Origin of the sequence: Nostoc sp. (assembly GCF_036919555.1) — a bacterium.
Classification (GTDB): Bacteria; Cyanobacteriota; Cyanobacteriia; order Cyanobacteriales; family Nostocaceae; genus Nostoc.
The window spans coordinates 1-19118 of record NZ_JBALCS010000017.1; the positions used below are offsets into that span (position 1 = coordinate 1).

Annotated in this window: 16 protein-coding genes and 2 pseudogenes; 7 read left to right on the forward strand and 11 right to left on the reverse strand. The window is 44.0% G+C overall.

Features of this window, described 5'->3' with window-relative positions; genetic code table 11:
• Positions 1 to 62: 62 nt before the first annotated feature.
• The 3 genes from V7K36_RS06390 to psaK form a co-directional block, all read right to left on the reverse strand.
• The gene (locus V7K36_RS06390) at positions 63 to 194 is read right to left on the reverse strand and encodes a hypothetical protein (protein WP_335114157.1); all 132 of its coding nucleotides are present in this window, start codon (positions 192 to 194) and stop codon (positions 63 to 65) included.
• A gap of 1557 nt (positions 195 to 1751) precedes the next feature.
• Positions 1752 to 2948, reverse strand: coding sequence for a site-2 protease family protein (locus V7K36_RS06395; RefSeq protein WP_335114159.1), 1197 nt, complete (start codon positions 2946 to 2948; stop codon positions 1752 to 1754).
• Positions 2949 to 3202: 254 nt separating this feature from the next.
• Positions 3203 to 3457 carry a photosystem I reaction center subunit PsaK gene (gene psaK / locus V7K36_RS06400; RefSeq protein ID WP_334827706.1) on the reverse strand — a complete coding sequence of 85 codons (255 nt, stop codon included), beginning with the start codon at positions 3455 to 3457 and terminating at the stop codon, positions 3203 to 3205.
• A 122-nt stretch (positions 3458 to 3579) separates the two neighbouring features.
• Between psaK and V7K36_RS06405 the strand changes: the two genes are divergently transcribed.
• Positions 3580 to 4212, forward strand: coding sequence for a phosphoribosylanthranilate isomerase (locus tag V7K36_RS06405; RefSeq protein WP_335114161.1), 633 nt, complete (start codon positions 3580 to 3582; stop codon positions 4210 to 4212).
• Positions 4213 to 4340: 128 nt separating this feature from the next.
• On the opposite strand, the gene folE is transcribed toward V7K36_RS06405, so the two are convergent.
• The 5 genes from folE to V7K36_RS06430 form a co-directional block, all read right to left on the reverse strand.
• Positions 4341 to 5048 carry a GTP cyclohydrolase I FolE gene (gene folE, locus V7K36_RS06410; RefSeq protein WP_334827702.1) on the reverse strand — a complete coding sequence of 236 codons (708 nt, stop codon included), beginning with the start codon at positions 5046 to 5048 and terminating at the stop codon, positions 4341 to 4343.
• A gap of 100 nt (positions 5049 to 5148) precedes the next feature.
• Complete coding sequence (locus V7K36_RS06415) at positions 5149 to 5874, reverse strand: SDR family oxidoreductase (protein WP_335114163.1); 726 nt, start codon at positions 5872 to 5874, stop codon at positions 5149 to 5151.
• A gap of 673 nt (positions 5875 to 6547) precedes the next feature.
• Entirely contained in the window at positions 6548 to 7528 is a 981-nt protein-coding gene (locus V7K36_RS06420) for an acetyl-CoA carboxylase carboxyltransferase subunit alpha (RefSeq protein ID WP_292837376.1), read from the reverse strand.
• A gap of 164 nt (positions 7529 to 7692) precedes the next feature.
• On the reverse strand, positions 7693 to 8712 hold the full coding sequence (locus V7K36_RS06425) for a long-chain acyl-[acyl-carrier-protein] reductase (protein WP_335114165.1): 1020 nt from the start codon (positions 8710 to 8712) through the stop codon (positions 7693 to 7695).
• A 175-nt stretch (positions 8713 to 8887) separates the two neighbouring features.
• Positions 8888 to 9586, reverse strand: coding sequence for an aldehyde oxygenase (deformylating) (locus tag V7K36_RS06430; RefSeq protein WP_334948538.1), 699 nt, complete (start codon positions 9584 to 9586; stop codon positions 8888 to 8890).
• 178 nt (positions 9587 to 9764) lie between these two features.
• Between V7K36_RS06430 and V7K36_RS06435 the strand changes: the two genes are divergently transcribed.
• From V7K36_RS06435 to V7K36_RS06445, 3 genes are all read left to right on the forward strand, one after another.
• Entirely contained in the window at positions 9765 to 10592 is an 828-nt protein-coding gene (locus V7K36_RS06435) for a carbohydrate ABC transporter permease (protein WP_335114167.1), read from the forward strand.
• 134 nt (positions 10593 to 10726) lie between these two features.
• The gene (locus V7K36_RS06440) at positions 10727 to 11035 is read left to right on the forward strand and encodes a hypothetical protein (protein WP_335114169.1); all 309 of its coding nucleotides are present in this window, start codon (positions 10727 to 10729) and stop codon (positions 11033 to 11035) included.
• Between the two features lie 298 nt (positions 11036 to 11333).
• Positions 11334 to 13784 (forward strand): S-layer family protein, encoded by a 2451-nt coding sequence (locus tag V7K36_RS06445; RefSeq protein WP_335114170.1) that lies wholly within the window; start codon positions 11334 to 11336, stop codon positions 13782 to 13784.
• A gap of 68 nt (positions 13785 to 13852) precedes the next feature.
• Here V7K36_RS06445 and V7K36_RS06450 read toward each other — a convergent pair whose 3' ends face one another.
• Positions 13853 to 14884 carry a hypothetical protein gene (locus tag V7K36_RS06450; protein ID WP_335114172.1) on the reverse strand — a complete coding sequence of 344 codons (1032 nt, stop codon included), beginning with the start codon at positions 14882 to 14884 and terminating at the stop codon, positions 13853 to 13855.
• A gap of 160 nt (positions 14885 to 15044) precedes the next feature.
• Between V7K36_RS06450 and moaA the strand changes: the two genes are divergently transcribed.
• Positions 15045 to 16031 carry a GTP 3',8-cyclase MoaA gene (gene moaA / locus V7K36_RS06455; protein ID WP_335114174.1) on the forward strand — a complete coding sequence of 329 codons (987 nt, stop codon included), beginning with the start codon at positions 15045 to 15047 and terminating at the stop codon, positions 16029 to 16031.
• Positions 16032 to 16097: 66 nt separating this feature from the next.
• Here moaA and rpsD read toward each other — a convergent pair whose 3' ends face one another.
• Positions 16098 to 16706, reverse strand: a complete 609-nt coding sequence (gene rpsD / locus V7K36_RS06460) for a 30S ribosomal protein S4 (protein ID WP_334826109.1) — start codon at positions 16704 to 16706, stop codon at positions 16098 to 16100.
• Positions 16707 to 17635: 929 nt separating this feature from the next.
• On the opposite strand from rpsD, the gene V7K36_RS06465 reads away from it, so the two are divergent.
• Complete coding sequence (locus V7K36_RS06465) at positions 17636 to 18289, forward strand: hypothetical protein (protein WP_334946425.1); 654 nt, start codon at positions 17636 to 17638, stop codon at positions 18287 to 18289.
• Between the two features lie 405 nt (positions 18290 to 18694).
• Here V7K36_RS06465 and V7K36_RS06470 read toward each other — a convergent pair.
• Positions 18695 to 18935, reverse strand: a pseudogene (locus V7K36_RS06470) (zinc ribbon domain-containing protein); the annotation flags it as partial.
• A gap of 80 nt (positions 18936 to 19015) precedes the next feature.
• Between V7K36_RS06470 and V7K36_RS34020 the strand changes: the two are divergent.
• Positions 19016 to 19118: pseudogene (locus tag V7K36_RS34020) on the forward strand (IS982 family transposase); the annotation flags it as partial.

The following is a 19118-nucleotide window of genomic DNA, read 5'->3' on the forward strand; positions in this document are numbered from 1 at the left end:
GACTAACATCTTATCATTAGTAGTATGTGATAAGATTATACTATAATTAATCAAAAGCCGCCTTATAAAGGCGGGGCAAAAGACCCATTAATTCCGGTAATTTTTTCTCCTAAAACTTGAGAGAGCGATCGCCATAGTTTGAAGCCAACGTCTTTGATGGGACCAGTATCTCTAAGTAAGTCTGTCCTACCCAAGATTCACGGAAGACAATCTCTTAAACTTTTGTTAAGCGTCCCTCTGGCAATAATTGTTCGACTAGTGCGATCGCATTTTCAACTGTCATTTACCGATTTAGCAATACTAAATTAACTATGATATTCGCACTATAAGCTTTATCTTTTCAAAAAATACGTAAACGCAAAAAATATGCAGATAGCACCTTGAACTGACTACTCTTGTGGACTAGCCGAATCAGATGCTGGGCGGACTTATACAGGAGTATGTCAGTAAGGGCGAGCGCATCTAAATTCTAGGTGCAATAGACACGTTCTAAAACTCACAAACTAAAGGGGAGTTCGCAGAGTTTTCTACGGTGATACTCGTGGATTTTTTTGGTGGGTAAAAATACTATCGATAAACTGATGCAGGAAACACCAATAGTGACACTTTTTACAAACGAGAGACCGAACATTGTGAGTGGAATCTGAGAAGCGAGAAACCTCTATGGGAGCAGATCAGATTCAATGCAATTTCGACCCTGCCAATTCCCAACCAAGATTATTACGAAAAAAGACTTGCTGGACACTGTGAGTGGCTGCTGAATAATACAAATCGTCCAGACTGGTGGCGTTTAATCCGAAAAGCTGCCTTAAATGATGCAGGAGGAAAAATTAACAGTCCATATTATTACAAGCAAGCTGGTGAACACTGTGCTTATGTTCTTCGCGAACGGAAGCCTCCTGAGGATTGGCATCTAATTGAGAAATCTGCAAGATTAGATGCGTTTAATCAGTAACACAATAATTTTGTACGCTCGCATTTTCACTACACGTCATTCAGAACCCCAACTTCTTCAAGAAGTTGAGGTTCTAGGGGAAATGATCGCACTTTTAATGACACGATAATTTTGGGCGATGCCTACGGCGGTAAACTACGCACGTTTTTGATTAGATACAGTAGTGCGATCGCACGTTTTAAATAACTCTATAAGCAAGTGCGAACTGACTTGTTAGTGATTGCGCTATCACTCTTTTTGAATAAACTAAAAAACCAGGGCGATCGCTGAATATAATTAATCAACGAAACCCAACATTTGCCGTGCTTTATTGGGTAATACGAATGTTCAACCCAACCTACAATTATCCTTAACTGAAGCGTATTGCGTTAAAATGGACTATAACTTTTTATCGTAAATTAAAGGGTTTAAGACCCCTACATCTATAGGTAGCCACAGTTTCAGTCGGGGTTTAAATCCCCCGGAGTTGCTCCTCTTGGGGAGACCCCAAGACTGCACTCCTCTTCATCTGAAATTGTTTTGAATTTTGAATTGTTAACAGTCGTCTAAAGACGACTTTCCCTATTAGACTCAGAATTCATTCTGAGGCGGGTTAGATGAGAATGAAATAGCCCTGCTATGGAAGTAAGCGTGATAGCTTGCTAATATACGTCATTCAGAACAGAGGTTTAAAAAATAAAAAAGGTAGGAAGTCCTACCTTTTACCCAAAAAAAGCATTTTGTAACCAAATACCAAATTCAATATTACACAAGCTTTTGACGTGTCTATTGCAAAACTATGACGAGTGTATGACGTTTAATTTGTAATTGACTTCGCTATTCCTCCCAGTTGCAACCCAGGCGGATAGCTACCTTCTTCTTTGATCCGCTTAATTTCTGCATCCGTTATTCGCAAATTTAACTTTTGTGCTAACGATCGCACAATATCTCCCCGATCAATTACACCAGCTACAGCGCCAGCCGGAGAAAGTACGGTAATTCGGGGTAACTGCTCATTTTCCAGCTTGTTAATTACCTCAGCTATCGATGTTGATTCCGTAACAGTGGGTATTTCTGTCAGGGGATGTATAATCCTGTGTAAAGTTTGGGTTTCCCATTCACTCCTTTCGGTTAAACGAAAATCGTCAATGGAAACTAGACCCCGATAACGTCCATCAGAAGCAGCAAAATAAACCTGTGAAGGAGCCGCTTCCAACAGGTATAAATCGGCAAAGGAGCGCAATGTCTGGTCAGCATCAATTACCCGAAACTCACGGGTCATTGCATCAGCCGCCACTACTTTGAGTAGACTTTCTTGCAATGTAGTCATGCTGTCATAGCTGTTGGCGTTGCGGACAGCAAACCAACCTAACAGCGCCATCCACAAACCAACTACTAACTCTCTAGTCACAAAATCTACAACAAATCCTAAGGCGATCGCACCATAACCCAATATTTGCCCAGCCTTTGCAGCCCAGTGTACAGCTTTAAAGCGATTACCTGTTATTTGCCATAGTGCTGCTTTTAACACTTGCCCTCCATCTAGAGGTAAGCCGGGAATCATGTTAAATAGAGCCACCACCAAGTTAATTCTCGCCAAATCTCCAACCATGATACTGAGTGGACTCGTATTAGGTATCACAGTAGCTGCCAGCCGGAGCAGCAAAAATAGTGCGATACTCACCACAGGCCCAGCGATCGCTACTTGAAAGGCTTTGAAAGGAGTTTTAGATTCTTCTTCAATAGCAGCAATCCCGCCAAATAGAAATAGGGTAATTGAATTAACTTTAATGCCTTGCGATCGGGCTACCAAGCTATGACCCAACTCGTGTAACAACACCGAACCAAATAGCAGCAGTGCCATAACTATTCCAGCACTCCAAGCTATAACAGTTCCCCATTCTTGATAAGCTACCCCAAAGTTGAGAGTTGCCAACCCTAAAATCACAAACCATAACGGGTCTAAAAACAGGGGAATTCCAAATAAAGACCCAATTTTCCAATTTGTTTGCATTATATTGTCCTAAAACTAGATATCGCCAGTAGTTTTTATACTGTAATAATTGCGAATATACTTATACATATATTTCTGAGCATCAATTGCTCTTATTTCTAGAATAGACAATTAATGCCTGTGAGCAAAACTCTGGAGTGGAGCATTGGGCATGGGGCATAAGTTATTTCTTCCCTACCCCCCCTGCCCAAAATCGTTTTTAGGAGTTTTGTATTGATCGTGGCGTTACAACCAACGCCACTGTCATCGCAAAACTACAGACGACCAATGTTAGTCAGTCCTAAAACGATGCCAACACCAATAATATGACCAAAAGCCATCGCAGCAACGAATGTTGGAATACTAATCGGCAGGATAGGGAACTTGGGGCCAACTAAGGGTTTTTCAATCTTAGTACTTAGCAAAACCACTACTAAGCTGCTGACGCTGATAATGATCGCCACTGTGGGATTCCACGCAGGTGTTGCAGGAACAGATGCAGCGACTGCTAGTAAAATAGAGGAAATCAAGCTTTTGTCTCCTAAATGGAAAAGTTAATCTAGACCTACAAGATTATAAAATTACAAGGCCGCAAAAGTTTTTTAGATAGTTTAGACTTTTGTGATGATTATTTTAAATTTGTCAGATTTTCATGCGCGTTAAAATTTGCGGCATCACTCAACCACAGCAGTCTATGGCGATCGCCTCTCTGGGTGCAACGGCACTAGGATTTATTTGTGTGCCAACCTCACCTCGCTACGTAACTACATCCCAAATTCGGGCAGCAGTGGCACAACTCCCGGCAAATATTGACACAATTGGTGTTTTTGCCAACGCTAGTATCCCCGAAATCAGTCAGATAGTAGGGGATTCTGGGTTGACTGGTGTCCAGTTACACGGAGATGAATTACCAAATTTTTGCTACCAGTTACGTGAAGCTTTACCTAATGCCGAAATTATTAAAGCACTGAGAATTCGTAGTCTTGAGCATCTTGAGACAGCGATTGATTACATTAAATACATAGATACTTTACTACTTGATGCCTACCATCCCCAACAACTTGGTGGTACAGGCAAAACCTTAGATTGGAGAATGCTAGAGCAATTTAACCCCACTTACCCTTGGTTTTTAGCTGGAGGATTAACAGCAGATAATATTGTGGAAGCTTTAAGTCAGGTTAGTCCTAGCGGCATTGATTTATCTAGTGGTGTGGAACGTTCACCTGGAGATAAGGATTTAGATAAGGTAGCCAAGTTGTTTGAGAAATTAAGCAGTAGGGAGTAGGGGGAGATGAGGGAGTAGCGAGCAAACAAATAATTATTATTCCCCCTCATCCTCCTTATTCCCCTACTCCCCATTATCCCTTATCCCCAGAGGGTCCCCCACCTTCCCCATTCCCCACCGCCCATTCCTTAAAAAAATGCTGATTGGTGGCGAATCAAATTAAAAAATTCTTCGCGGGTTTTATGATCCTCTTGGAACACACCAACCATTGCGCTAGTGACAGTCCAAGAACCTGGTTTCTGGACGCCTCGCATTACCATGCACATATGGCTAGCTTCCATCACTACTGCGACACCTTGAGGTTCCAGAATGGTCTGAACTGCTTCGGCAATTTGACGGGTTAACCTCTCCTGCACTTGTAAACGACGGGAATACATCTCAACAATGCGGGCTAGCTTACTCAGTCCCACAACTTTTTGGTTGGGGATATAAGCAACGTGCGCTCTACCCATAAATGGCAGCATATGATGTTCGCACAGACTAAAGAAATTAATATCCCTAACTAGTACCATTTCGCTATGCCCTTCATCAAAGATGGCATCGTTAACGAGTTCTTCAAGAGATTGGTTGTAGCCACTGGTAAGAAACCGCATTGCCTCGGCCACTCGCTTGGGTGTTTTGAGGAGTCCTTCGCGTTCGGGGTCTTCGCCAACTCCCAATATTAGTGTCCGCACGGCGTCCTTCATTTCCTCCATCTGTTCCTCTGTTGGCGGGAACACATCCGCTTGTCGCCCGTTATGAGTATTGCGATCGGGTCTAGGAGTTATGGCTTCTGCCAAGTCGGGAATCAGAGGCGATTGAGAGCTATTGGAACCGTTTGAACTAGCGATAGTCATGATTCAGTCTTGATTATGGTTTGAATTTAGTTATGAGTTATGACTTATGAGTTAAAAATTCTAACTCCTAACTCTTAATTCTTAACTCCTAACTTCGCAATTAGAGTGCGCCAGCACTGGGCATTAGGGTCAATTCATCAATAACTGCCTGTTGTGGTAACAGAACTGTGTAGAGAATTGACTGAGCCACAATTTCCGGGGTTAACATTTTGGAACGGTCTAAGTTGGCATGGACTGTTTCTGTGTCCCAAAGTCCGGTATTGACTGCGCCCGCACAGATAGCTGTGACACGAATGCCGTGGGTGCGTTCTTCTTGTGCCAGGGTTTGAGAGAGGGCAATCAAACCAGCTTTGCTGACACTGTATGCTCCCCAACTGGGAAAAGGTTGCTTGGCGGCAATTGAGGCGACGTTGATAATTATGCCTGTGCCCCGATCGCGCATTGAAGGTAAAATCCCCACAATGCACTGAAACACGCTGGTAAGATTCAAGTCAATTACCTGCTGCCAGTCCTCTAGGGAAGTTTCGCTCAAAGTAGCTGTATAGGCTATGCCAGCATTGTTTACCAGAATGTCTATATCACCAAAGTCAAGGGCGATCGCTTGGATATTTTCTTTTACTTGTGACAGGCGCGCTAAATCTACAGCGTAAGCTTTCGCTTCCACCCCAGTATGCTCGACTGCTTCTCTTACCACCTCCAACTTATCCCCAGAACGGCTGACTAAGGCGACATCTATTCCCGCTTTCGCAAAGGCTAAAGCCGTTGCTTTCCCAATTCCACTACTTGCCCCAGTAATCAGGGCGCGTCGTTTTTGCTCAACACTCATAGTGTCTCCCAATTTTTTGGCAATTCCCAAAGCCTATTACCATCCAATTATTCACACTTCTTGGTTTGGATAGATTAAAGGAATCTAAAAATTTGATGATTTACATTAAGCAACTGCTATGATTCAGTGCAATAGTCGGCATATTGTAAAGTCGGCATATTGTGGGTTTTGTCCAGTGAAGACAACAAATCATCGCCTGGAAAACCACGCCGTACACTCAAATTAGATTACGTGAAGTTCTCTAATCTGCTTCGCTGAGGTTGGAGAGCTACTCAACATCATTGAACTCAGGGACGACGGTCTTATTCGTCTTTAGAGTTTCCCGTCTCAACCGCCGATACCACGTTAGCTATACCACAAAGGTATTCGGGACTAAACCCGATTATGGTCTTACTCACCGGAGCCACTGCGTTGCGGGGGTTCCCCCCATTAAAGCAAGTGCCGTTCCACGGTAGCCGCCCGTCTACCACAGGCAGTATGATTTTTACTCTTACAACACAGTTTGGTGTTTAGCTTACGACAATAGCCTGCCATAAAAAATACAAAACCCACTCAATCAAATTGAGTAGATTTACCAAACATGCAAATGCCTATGGCTAGATTGTTAAAAATCTTTAAGCACATAGGCAATTATAGCATTGCTGCTTTGCTAATCAATCATTATGAAGTTCTGTTAGTGAGCAACTTCTGTAAAAACACCAATTTTGCGGAATTTTTCATAGCGCAGTTGGCGGCGTTCTGGAGCGGTTAAACGATTGAGTTCGTCCAAATTTTCTAGCAGCACTTGCTTGAGAGTGGTGGCGGCTTTTAATGGGTCAGAATGAGCGCCACCAGTGGGTTCTGGCAGTATTTGGTCGATAATTCCCAACTTTTTCAGATCGTGGGAAATAATTTTCAGAGCCACGGCGGCTTGGGGAGCCTTACCAGCATCTTTCCACAAAATGGCGGCACAGGCTTCAGGAGTGGCGACGGTATAAACGGAGTGTTCAAACATGAGTAGGCGATCGCCTACGCCAATACCGAGTGCGCCGCCGGAACCACCTTCACCAATGACTGTGCAAATAATTGGCACATCTAAGCAGAACATTTCTCGCAAGTTGTAGGCGATCGCTTCTCCTTGACCTTGGTGTTCTGCTTCGACCCCAGACCAAGCTCCGGGCGTGTCGATAAAAGTTAGTATTGGCATACTAAACTTGTTAGCGTGTTCCATCAACCGCATCGCTTTGCGGTAGCCGCCAGGGTAAGGCATTCCAAAGTTACGGGCAATATTGTCTTTAGTATCACGACCTTTTTGATGACCCAACATCACCACAGGTTGCCCACTCAGACGACCAACACCACCAACTAAAGCCGGATCGTCACCACCAGTGCGATCGCCATGCAATTCCATCCATTCATCACTAATAGCCTGAATGTAATCGAGAGTACTGGGGCGACGCGGATGACGAGCAACTTGCAATCGCTGGGACGGGGATAGACTAGTGAAAATTTCCTCACGTAGTTGCATGGCGCGCGCTTCTAGTTGACGAATTTGACCAGAAACATCGACGCCATTTTCTTCTGCAAGTTGCCGAATTTGATCAATTCGGGTTGCGAGTTCTGCTAGGGGTTTTTCAAAATCTAACAGTAGCGGTTTACGCTCGGTAGTTGCCATCGTAGGGGTTATAAGTTACGAGTTATAGGTTTTTCAGAGTGGGGAGTGATGAGTTAGGAGTGAGGAGTTAGGAATTAGAAGATGTGGACTTATGAAAGTTATTAACTCTTAACTTTTAACAGACGCGATTAATCGCGTCTCTACTCCTAATTCCTAACTCTTTGTTAAACCAGCAGTGGTCTAAATCCATGTTTTACTGATACCCGACCAATCTGCTCCATTTTGTCTACGGTAATCTGATTCCGTCCCCACGAAAAGTTCGTGTATAACTTCTCAAATTCCAGCAGCATTGATTCGGCAAAACAAGCAAACAACTGGCGGGCTGGCACGTCCATATTGACGATTTTCATAATTTTCCAGTCAATATCCAGGGAATGTTCTACAATTCCACCATTTAACACGTATACACCAGGATGCTGAACTTTCCTTGCTAAGTTTTTAGGATAGCCACCATCAATCAACAAACAGGGTTGTTTCAAAGTGGTAGCGTCAATTTCCACACCTTTGGGCATACTGGCAACCCAAACTACAACATCAGCTAGGGGCAGTGCTTCTGTCAAACCCATGATTTTTCCCCGCCCCAGTTCGCCTTGCAACTCTTTGAGACGTTCTTGGTCACGAGCTATAAGCAGAAGTTCTTTGACATCTGTTCTTGCATCTAGCCAGCGTGTAACTGCACTACCAATATCCCCAGTTGCCCCACATATAGCAACAGTTGCTTTTGATAGATCAATTCCCAGTTGTTTCGACGCTTCTTCTACCTGCTTACAAATAATGTAGGCAGTATGAGTGTTTCCTGTGGTGAAGCGTTCAAACTCTAGTTTGATGTTGCGGACTTGGCTAAACTGCTCTAACTTAAAGTTTTCAAAAATAATTGAGGAAAATCCGCCTAAAGCTGTGATGTTAATACCGTGCTTCTGTGCATGGGCCATGGCGTTGAGGATTTTCCGCGTTGCGGCTTTAATGCGGCGACTAGCTAGCATCTCCGGCAAAAAGCAAGATTCTACATACCTTCCTTCAATTTGTTGCCCAGTTACACTGGTGACAATAATGGTATCGACAATTTGCGGCGGGGCGCTGCACCAAAAGTCTAGCCCTTGATCGGCATATTCTGGGTATCCCAATTCTTGAGCTACCGCTTGAGCGTGTTCTAAACTAGTCAGATGTCCAATTAGACCAAACATGTAGTGATTCTTAAGCTTATGCTGTCTTGAGCGCGTGGAATATGTAAGTGGTCTAGCAGTCCTGAGTCCTAAGTCCTGAGTTCTGAAGTTGAACTACTCAGCAACGCCAGTTGCTTCAAGTCGGCAGAGCCGCCCAACGCACTGGCTCCTCAGCACTCGTTACTCAGTACTGTATTTAAGCGCCTATGAGTCCGTAGGCTGACAAGCGCATAATATCGCGAGTCGTAAAACCTATGTTACTTAATGCTTCACCGTATTGAATCATAAAGTCTTCTACTAAAGCATCTTTTTCCATTGCCATTGTGTGGGCATCACCCTCTACTTGGTTGAGCATTCTCCAGACGATGGGTAGGTTCTGGCGATTTGCTTGTTCTAGTTCAGCTTTCGATTCTGTAAAGTGTTCTTTCAACCAAACTTCTCCAAAGTTGAGATGGCTATATTCTTCTTTGACTACTCCCTCAGTGATTTTACGGGCAAAATCGTCGGCGACGGGGATGTAAATGTTATATGCTGCGATCGCAAAACATTCAATAATTAAAGACTGAATCAACAAGCAAGTAACGACCTTGCCCTCTGCGGCCGCTGTTTGAAAATTTTGGTGTAGTCCAGAGAAAAACTCCTTGGCAAATTGCAAATCTGGGGTTACTTGCAAATTGCGTCCACAAGCTTCAAATCCTTTCTTATGGCGACTTTCCATCTTGGATAGGCGAATCAAGTCATCATGAGATTCTGGCAGCAGTTGGGCTAGTGTGATGTAATTCTCATGGGCTTCTTGTTCCCCTTCAATTACGATCGCATTAATCCGGCTATAAGCATCTTTGTATGTTTCGCTCTGGAAATCTAATTCTTTAAATTGGTCTGCTAGCTGCTGCATGGTATGTTTACTCCTGTAAACCTTAATTATTTGACACCAGGAATCAATTTACCCTATGAACTCAGGGTAATAATCACTGTGCTTTAATTTAACTTAACAAGTAACTATGTTTATAGATTAACTGTTGCTGAGGGCGATGCTCTAGTACTAGCGAAACAAATGCTTTGCAGCTTAAGTTATGTCCAAACCGAACCCGAATCTGAAATCTGGCGATTTTTTGAGCCTCGTAGTGTTACTGCTAGGGGCATTGATGGTTCTACTACCACTGTTTGTGGTCTTTCTCACCTCCTTTGCACCAACCGCCGCCAGCCCAGAAAATTTGTCCAAAAATAACTGGTCTTTAGCTAATTACCGCGTTGCATGGCAACAGGGAAAATTTTTGCTGGCGTTTGCTAATTCTACCTTGGTAGCGATCGCTGTGACGGCGTTTCAGATTGTCACTTCCGCTTTAGCGGGTTACGCCCTCGCACGGCTGAAGTTTCGGGGACGCCAAGCACTGCTATTAGTCGTTTTAGCAACTTTGGTGATTCCCTTTCAGTTATTGGTGATTCCCATCTTTTTGGTGTTGAAGTGGGGACACCTGATAAATACCTATGGGGCGCTGATTTTACCCACTGCTGTCAACGGCTTCGGCATTTTCTTGTTACGTCAGTATTTCCAGACAATTCCCGTAGAGTTAGAGGAAGCCGCCGCCATTGATGGGGCGAACCGACTGCAAATTTTGTGGCGGGTGATGTTACCTTTAGCCCGTCCGGCGTTGGTGACGCTGTTTTTGTTCACCTTCATCGGCGAATGGAATGATTTGTTTAAGCCTCTGGTGTTTACGACACGACCAGAATTAAGGACGGTGCAGCTGGCGTTGGCAGAGTTTCAAGAGCAATTTACGAATAATTGGCCCTTGATGATGGCGGCGGTGACGATCGCGACAGTTCCAGTTATGGTATTATTTCTCATCGGTCAGCGTCAGTTTATTCAGGGTATTGCCACCACAGGGATTAAGAATTAGCCGGGAAGCTGGCGGTGAGTGGAAGCCAGCCTGAGATTTCAATCTCAGCATTGAATTTTGTGAAATTATGCGAAATTCTTCCTAGCCAAGCTGAATCCATAATTGTACACATTCTGTAGGAAATGGAAACAGTCATGAACCCTCAAACATTACAACAGTTACAAGACGAGATTCAACAGAAACTGCTTGAAAGCGTTAATAACGCTCACTTATACACAGTGCTTGAGAAGTACGGAGTATTAGAAGATCGAGCTTTGATAGTTCAGTGGCAGTGTAATCTTGACCTAAATAAAATCAAATCTGGTGATGCAGTTAATGAACAGCAACCGAATGAATTATTGCCCGCAACCCCAAAAGACACACAAGAGAGAATTGTGCTAATGCAAAATTCATGGTGTGTCCCTTGCCCTTCAAATCACAACCCTCTTGGCTGTAACTGCTAAATAATTTAGTCTTCGGACTGTAAGAAACCATTTATAAAGTAAATCTAAGGAAACCAACTTGGGTGCGCTGGTTTACCAGTTGCTACAACTCTCTTGAGCAGAGCAACGCACTGGCTCCCCAAGAGTAATTTTATTTTTACTTTATAAATGACCTCTAAAGAGTTTATTCTAGTGAGTATAAAAATGCTGAACTTTGCATTTACTAGTTAGGCTACAGAGATAATCTCAAGTATCACTATACCTAATTAGCAAGGAGCAGTATTTAAATATACTCTTATTTTTTGGGTGCAAGTTAGTGATGTCTCGATACCGAAGTAGTTGGTGCTGGGAGTTAGGGATAGTGAGTACCTTAGCGATTGCTGGAGTGCTAACTTTCTATGAGAGTTTTGCCTTAGCCCAAATACAAAAAGATGACACACTTGGATCTGAAAGTTCAATCATTACACCAAAGCTAATCAATGGTCAGCCTATAGATCAGATTGATGGTGGGGCAGTTCGTGGTACAAACTTGTTCCACAGCTTTGAACAGTTTTCTGTCTCTGCGGGAAGGACAGCCTACTTTAACAATGCAAGAGATATTCAAAACATCATCAGTCGGGTGACAGGCAATTCTATTTCTAATATAGATGGCATTCTGAAAGCTAACAGCACAGCCAACCTGTTTCTGATTAATCCTAACGGCATTGTTTTTGGGCCCAATGCTTCTTTAAATATCGGCGGTTCATTTGTGGCGAGTACGGCGAGTAGCTTGAACTTTGCTGATGGGACAAAATTTAGTGCTACATCTCCTCAAACTACACCCCTCCTGACAGTAAGTGTTCCCATTGGTTTACAATTCGGAGCAACTGCGGCTCCCATCCGCAATCAATCCCAAGCAGAACCAGATGGCGCAGTTAATATCTTTGGACAAGGCGTTGGTTTACAGGTGCACCAAGGCAAAACTTTGGCACTCATCGGCGGTGATATCACGCTAAATGGGGGAAATATCACAGCAAAGGACGGAAGCGTTGAGTTAGGAAGTGTCGCTGATAATAGTCTGGTCAGTTTGAGTCCAACGAACCAAGGTTGGGCATTTGGATATGAAGGTATTCCAAATTTCCAGAACATCGAATTAATCAAATCGAACCAAATTTCATCCACCATAGATACTCATGGAGACAGTGGCGGCAATATCCAGATGCAAGGTAGGAATGTGCGGATAGCTGGCAGCTTCCTAATTCTAGTTTATCCCTTGCAAGATCAGTCAGGGGGGAATGTGACACTGAACGCCTCAGACTCTGTAGTAGTTGAGCAAGATGCACAACTGTTTACTCAGAGTTTCTCCACCGGAAACTCTGGAAACATAAATATCACTACTAAAAAGTTGGTGGTCAGAGATGGAGGACAATTGCAGGGGCAATTGACCATAAACGCCTCAGATTCTGTAGAACTAATCGGCGGTACCTCCATTCCTGTCTCCTTAGATGGTAGCGATTTAATATCCAGTGGATTATTTAGTGCAACTTATGGCGATAAAAACGCTGGTAACATCACAATTAACACTGGAAAGTTGCGTATCCAAGGAGGGGCAAGAATATCAACAACCTCTGAGAGCATATATGGTTATTTTTCTAACGAAGTTATACCAGCTACAGGAAAAGCCGGGAATTTGACGGTGAACGCCTCTGAGTCCGTAGAACTAATTGGAACCTCACCAAATGGTTCTATGATGAGTGGCTTGTTTTCTGGAACTGAAGGGCCTGGAGATGGCGGCAATTTGACACTAACCACAGGGCGATTGATGATCAAGAATGGGGCTACAATATCTGTGAGCAGCCAAGCTCGAAAAAATGTGATCTATATCTATGACGGAAATCCAAATGACTTAGGGAAAGCAGGCGATTTAAATATAACCACTCGCTCCCTACTTCTGGACAAAGGAACACTCACATCTAATAGTGAATCCGGTGGAGGGGGGGATATTACGCTACAGGTGCGGGACTTATTATTGATGCGCCGCGAAAGTAAAATAACCACTAACGCAGGTACGACAGGGCTTAGTGGAGATGGCGGTAATATCACCATCAAAGCACCTAATGGCTTCCTCGTCGCCGCTCCCTTAGAAAATAGCGATATCACCGCCAACGCCTTCTCTGGCTCTGGTGGTAAAATCGCAATCACTGCTAAGAACATCTTTGGATTTGCGCCCCGCACTCGTGCAGAGGTAGAGAGGCTTGATTTAAAGGAAATCAACCCGAATAACCTGCCAACAAGTGACATCACCGCATTTTCTCAGCAAAACCCTTCATTAAGTGGCACTGTCCAAATCAACTCACCAGATGTTGACCCCAGTAAAGGATTAGTGCAATTACCCGTAAATATTGTTGATGCTTCGCAGCAAATTGTTGCTGGTTGTAATTCTGGTGGAAAAATAGCCAGGAGTTCATTTATTGCTACTGGGCGTGGAGGACTAGCACCCGATCCCACGGAGCCATTGATCGCTGATGATGCGGTGCTGGCAGATTGGATTACACTGGAGCCAGAGAGTAAGAATCGTGCTAGCGGTATTCACAAAAGAGTGGTTGTTCATAAGCAGAGAAATACAGAAGAAAACTCACACGAAGTTAATTCTGTCAATGAACCTACTCAAATTGTGGAAGCCCAAGGATGGGTAATGGATGCCAATGGTAACGTAGTTCTGGTTGCTCAAGTACCCACTGCATCGCCCCATAACTCCTCACTCGTCGCTACATCTTGCGATGCTAAATAACCGTCCTTTTCACTGATGTCGCTGAGATAATCATCTAGACTCACTTTGAGAGCGTTACTCCAAACTCCCTAACTCGTCTCCTGAATTTGCAAACGAATAGTGTGTTCAGTCGCACCACTAAGTTGCAATTCCATAATTTCACCACCCAGAGGTTCCAAGCAAGTGAGGAGCGATCGCAAGTTGGGTGTACTTGCGCCAGTATCTACATATAATCGATCTGCTAAATTACTGATCCGTTTCCAAGTCATGTAAAGTTTAGCGATCGTTTGTTCAATTTGTGATGCTTGATTTACTAAATCAGCAGCAATGCTCAAACAGCCGACTCTTTGCGCTTCTTCTAAGGCTGTTTCAATATCAACATCTTCCTTTGTCAGCGCCTGAACTTGAGCCGCCCCTTTGAGATATTTCGCCAAGTTACGCGCTTCGGTAGTTACCTGTTTCAGGGTATCTACATCAGGATTAGCAGCAATTTCCTTTTGGATAAATTTTTGGTGCGATTCTGGTAGTTTTTCCATTTCCTTCACCAGTGGGGCGATGTAGCGTGGGGGAAGGGTGTTATCTGCGGCTTTTTCCTTGACTGCTTCGGGTAATAAATCTGAGGACATGGCTGTCCATTCATCGCTGAGTTGACGCACTTCGCGCCTGGTGATGCGATCGCCTTTTTGTGCGGCTTCACTCACCATCTGTTGCACTTGGGGGGATGCTTTGGAGGTTTCGATAAAAGCCCGTTTGCTGAAGTTGTTCACAGATTCGGGGTCAAGTTTCCCGTCTTCGATGAGAGTATCGGCACTATTCGCCAGTTGAATCCAGGAGTATGCTTGACTCTTACTGATTTCCCGCTCTTTTAGCCATCGCAGAAAGCCAGTACCGCGTCCGTCACCACCCACTTTCTCTCTGTCGCGGATAGCCCGTAAAATTCGCCCCCGCCAGATTTCAGTTTGCAAATCAAAGCGATCGCATACCTGCCAAGCTATTTCTAGCTGCTGTTGAAAATCTGACTCTAAAATCTGTTCATCTTCTGGATCGGGCAGTTCAAAGCTGATATCTGCTGGCTGTTGCAAAGCAGCAGCAAGGTCGTTGATGGAGTCGGTATCTTGCACGATTGATGACTAACTAGTGGATGCGATCGGCTTATTATGCCACAATCTGTAGATTCTAACCTAAGAGGTGGTGCGGTATCTTGAATTACAGCAAAATGGTAGGAAGGGGTAAACCACCTAGCGAAGTCTTTAATTGATCAGAGACAATAGAAATAAAACGATGAACCAGGTAGACTACCTCCGTATTAGCTTAATCGATCGCTGCAATTTTCGTTGTCAATACTGTATGCCAGAAGGAGTAGAACTGGACTATATCCTCAAGCAACAAATGTTGACTGATGAGGAGCTGCTTACCTTAATTCAAGAGGTATTTATTCCAGTCGGCTTTAATCGGTTTCGTTTAACTGGGGGTGAACCCTTATTACGTCCCCGTGTGGTGGATTTGGTAAGTGCGATCGCATCTCTACCCCAAACTCAAGACCTCTCAATGACCACCAACGGTTTTTTGCTGGCTCCGATGGCACAAAACCTCTACAATGCTGGTCTGCGACGAATTAATATTAGTCTGGACTCTCTTGATGCCGACATTTTTGACCAAATTATTGGTAATCAAGGTCGTTCTCGTTGGCAACAAGTTTGGCAAGGGATTCAAGCTGCTCATCACGTCGGATTCGACCCACTGAAGCTGAATGTAGTGGTGATTCCTGGCGTAAATGACCACGAAGTTCTCGATTTAGCCGCCCTGACAATTGAGAAACAGTGGCACGTTCGATTTATTGAATTTATGCCTATTGGTAATGTGCATTTGTTTGGCGATCGCGGTTGGGTATCTTCGGCCGAGTTACGACAACAAATTTGCGATCGCTGGGGCTTGACAGAATCACAAGTTCGTGGTTATGGACCTGCTGATGTCTTTCAAATTCCCGGTGCGAAGGGGACACTGGGATTTATTAGTCAGATGTCAGAATGTTTTTGCGATCGTTGTAATCGGATGCGCCTGAGTGCCGATGGCTGGCTGCGTCCCTGTTTATTAAATGAAACTGGTCAAATAGATTTAAAAACTGCTCTGCGTTCTGGTATCAGCACCACTCAATTACAAGAGCTAGTCAGGCATTTATTAGGAATTAAGCCAGAAATTAACTTTAAAGAACGCGATTCTGGCATTTTAGGTACATATACACGCACCATGTCGCAAATTGGTGGTTAGTCATTGGTCATTTGTCATTTGTCCTTTGCAAATGACTAAGGACAAATGACTAAGGACAAATGATTATTACGCTTGTCGTGAGTAGTATTCCACCACAAGTAGTTCATTAACTTGTAATGCCACCCATTCGCGCTCAATAACGCTGTTAACTTTACCAACCAACTTAGTTTTGTCAAACTCCAAATGACTGGGAAGGTTAGCCAAACCGGGATATTGCAAGTTAGTTTCCACCATTTTGCGTGATTGTACCCGATCCCTGACCGCAATTACTTCACCAGGACGGCATTGGTAGCTGGCAATATTCACCACACGACCATTAACAGTGATGTGACTGTGATTAACCAGTTGACGAGCTCCTGGAATAGTCGGGGCAATACCCAAACGGAAAACGGTATTATCCAAGCGCATTTCTAGCAATTGCAGCAGCACTTGTCCGGTTGAACCAGTAACACGTCTGGCTTTCCGCACATAGCGCAGCAATTGCTTTTCAGTCAAACCGTAGTTGAAGCGGAGCTTTTGCTTTTCCTCTAGACGGATAGCATACTCAGAGCGCTTCTTGCGGTTCTGACCATGCTGACCAGGTGGGTAAGCGCGTCTGGCGCTTTTACGAGTCAATCCTGGTAAGTCGCCCAAGCGACGGACAATTCTGAGGCGTGGCCCTCTATATCGGGACATGAGTTTCCTTAATCTAATCCTGTTTAAATTTTACCCAAACATTCCATTTTGACATTCCCCTGATCAGAAATCAGGGAATTCTTGGTTTTTTGAGGTGCTTGCCTTGATATGACGTATCATACCAATGTAGAGGCATCCTGTCGCTAGTTGCTTTAAGTCGGTAGAGCCGACGCACTGGCTTCCAAGCCTGAATTCCGACGTGCCCCGCCGTACTCCTGCCAATAAGTTTTTTGTGTTTATTTAGTTTCGTAGGCTACTCAATCATCAGATTGGTTTACGCAGTATTCTTACTCGGAAATACTTTTTACGTTGCCTACTTATCATTCAAACAGTTATATTAGCACAATTTTCGACATAATTAGTTATGTATATACTTTACTCGCGCCGAAATTCTTTGATTGCAAAGGATTTTTAAATTGACACTCTCCGGGTTAAAGCCACGGAGATTCTTGGTTTAACGAGTCCACTTAACCGAGACTCCTTGCGGTATCTAAGCCAGAGGTGGTTCTCTCCTCAAGCCTTAACTTTCGGTATGCCCTACCGTAGTTGGATGACTCCAAAATTTGTTTTATCTAAAAGGCTGGTCGTCTAGTCTCCATGAAAATTTTACCTATTCCTGGAAAGGAGCTAGAACTATGGAATAGAACCCCATATTTTCAATTGTCTTGGCGAAGCCTCTCCCTTTGGGAGAAGGTACAGCCTAGAGCCGTTAGGCAACATCGGGTTTTTATACAGGTTGATTACCCTACCTGTCGAAACTATATTAACATCAAAGCACCCTTGCATAGTGCAGCTAGCTTTTAACCCAAGCACCTCAAGTACGAAATACGAAATATGCAACTACATTGCTGTTTCTCAGGGGTTTTCAGGATTTTTATTATAATATTTGAGTTAGCATAGCCTTGGGTGTTTGGAGAATGGCAATATCAATGAGTAAAAAAGTGGTTAGCAAAGGTAAGAACGAACAAGGCAGTTCCACCTCCAGGATTCTAATAGTACCAGTTTTGGCTATAGCAGGATGGTTGACAACGATCTGGCCTAATGTGGCTGTTGCTGTCTCTTACAGCAATGATTATAGTGTTTGTGCGGGTCGCCTTTTGAGCGTGGGTGTAACGCCAGAAGCGGCATCACTTGGTTGTGCAAAGGCACTGCGTCCAAGAGATTTGGCTGCTTGCGTGGTTAAAATTGAAAAGCAGACCCAAATTACCGCGACAGATGCGCTTTCTTCTTGTAACAAAGCCCGGCGTCCTGAGGAGTTAGCTACCTGTGTAGTTGGCGTCAGTTCTAGTACTCAGGAAGCAGTTAATCCAGCAGCTTTAGATTACTGTGGTCGCAGTTTGTTGCCCGTGCGCTTTGGTCAGTGTGTGGTTGGCTTGCATAGTGGTAAAATCGACCTTCCCCCTACCCAGATACTGGAAACTTGTATCGATGCTAGTGATAGCGTTATCGGTGCTTCATCTTCGTCTACACCGCAGACTATAATTCCTACAGGATCAAGTCCAAGTATCGAGACTAACCCAGTTCCAACGCAGCCGATTATTCCAACGCAGCCGATTATTCCAACGCAACCGGGTACTAATTAAATTTCAGTGCTTTGTAATTGACTGATAATACAGCTTAATTAGTAGCGTTTACATTAGAATGCTCACTCTACTAAGGGACTGACAAATAAAAAAACGTCCCAAATTTTATTGTGGGATGGGTGTCCTCACCATTGGTGTCAAGTTAAGCGCAAACGCTTTTAAAACCTCGTTTCCAGCCTCTGGCTGGAAATGCTTTTTCATTGCGGCTCTGCCGCCAGTCTTGAGGCGGCAGCCCCCCATTAGGCATTAAGAGTCAGAGACGCTTGACGAGATAATCTCTAAAAACTGCTTCTAGACTGGCTTTCACGTTAAGTTGACACCAATGCAAGATGCCACCCCACAAGAGTTATGTTTAATTCGGTTATTTGACACTCCCCTTTTCTATTGAGACGGGGATTCTTGAATCTAAGACATAACTTGCTCAATCAGGGTTGCCCCAGAAGGAGTAGCGGTTTCATCTCCCCAAGCGTTGCTTACGTCTAGCGCAAAAGTTCCCGTATGCCCTACGGTACTCAATCCTCGACTAAGGATGTTTCTAGCTGCGTTTTCATTCCTATCCATTAGACAACCACACCTACAAACGTGCGTTCGAGTTAGATAGAGTTTTCTTTACATTTTCACCACAGCTAGAGCATTCCTGGCTACTAACCCAAGTTGCTAGTTATTGATTCAGGCGATCGCTTTGTGCAATAAAATTCCCTCCAGAGATGAAAAACGGAGGGGAATATGTTAAACGAAATAATTACTGTCTATGCTATCATCGATGACCTGTTAAAGGCGATTAGGCATAGTGAAGACTGTCGCCGAGAGATGAATGACGCAGAAATTA

What these genes read in the sequence shown, in the direction of transcription:
- V7K36_RS06395 (WP_335114159.1), bottom strand. Translation starts at nt 2,948, where the DNA reads ATGCAAACAAATTGGAAAATTGGGTCTTTATTTGGAATTCCCCTGTTT.
- V7K36_RS06405 (WP_335114161.1), top strand. Translation starts at nt 3,580, where the DNA reads ATGCGCGTTAAAATTTGCGGCATCACTCAACCACAGCAGTCTATGGCG.
- folE (WP_334827702.1), bottom strand. Translation starts at nt 5,048, where the DNA reads ATGACTATCGCTAGTTCAAACGGTTCCAATAGCTCTCAATCGCCTCTG.
- V7K36_RS06415 (WP_335114163.1), bottom strand. Translation starts at nt 5,874, where the DNA reads ATGAGTGTTGAGCAAAAACGACGCGCCCTGATTACTGGGGCAAGTAGT.
- V7K36_RS06420 (WP_292837376.1), bottom strand. Translation starts at nt 7,528, where the DNA reads ATGGCAACTACCGAGCGTAAACCGCTACTGTTAGATTTTGAAAAACCC.
- V7K36_RS06425 (WP_335114165.1), bottom strand. Translation starts at nt 8,712, where the DNA reads ATGTTTGGTCTAATTGGACATCTGACTAGTTTAGAACACGCTCAAGCG.
- V7K36_RS06430 (WP_334948538.1), bottom strand. Translation starts at nt 9,586, where the DNA reads ATGCAGCAGCTAGCAGACCAATTTAAAGAATTAGATTTCCAGAGCGAA.
- V7K36_RS06435 (WP_335114167.1), top strand. Translation starts at nt 9,765, where the DNA reads ATGTCCAAACCGAACCCGAATCTGAAATCTGGCGATTTTTTGAGCCTC.
- V7K36_RS06440 (WP_335114169.1), top strand. Translation starts at nt 10,727, where the DNA reads ATGAACCCTCAAACATTACAACAGTTACAAGACGAGATTCAACAGAAA.
- V7K36_RS06445 (WP_335114170.1), top strand. Translation starts at nt 11,334, where the DNA reads ATGTCTCGATACCGAAGTAGTTGGTGCTGGGAGTTAGGGATAGTGAGT.
- moaA (WP_335114174.1), top strand. Translation starts at nt 15,045, where the DNA reads ATGAACCAGGTAGACTACCTCCGTATTAGCTTAATCGATCGCTGCAAT.
- rpsD (WP_334826109.1), bottom strand. Translation starts at nt 16,706, where the DNA reads ATGTCCCGATATAGAGGGCCACGCCTCAGAATTGTCCGTCGCTTGGGC.
- V7K36_RS06465 (WP_334946425.1), top strand. Translation starts at nt 17,636, where the DNA reads ATGAGTAAAAAAGTGGTTAGCAAAGGTAAGAACGAACAAGGCAGTTCC.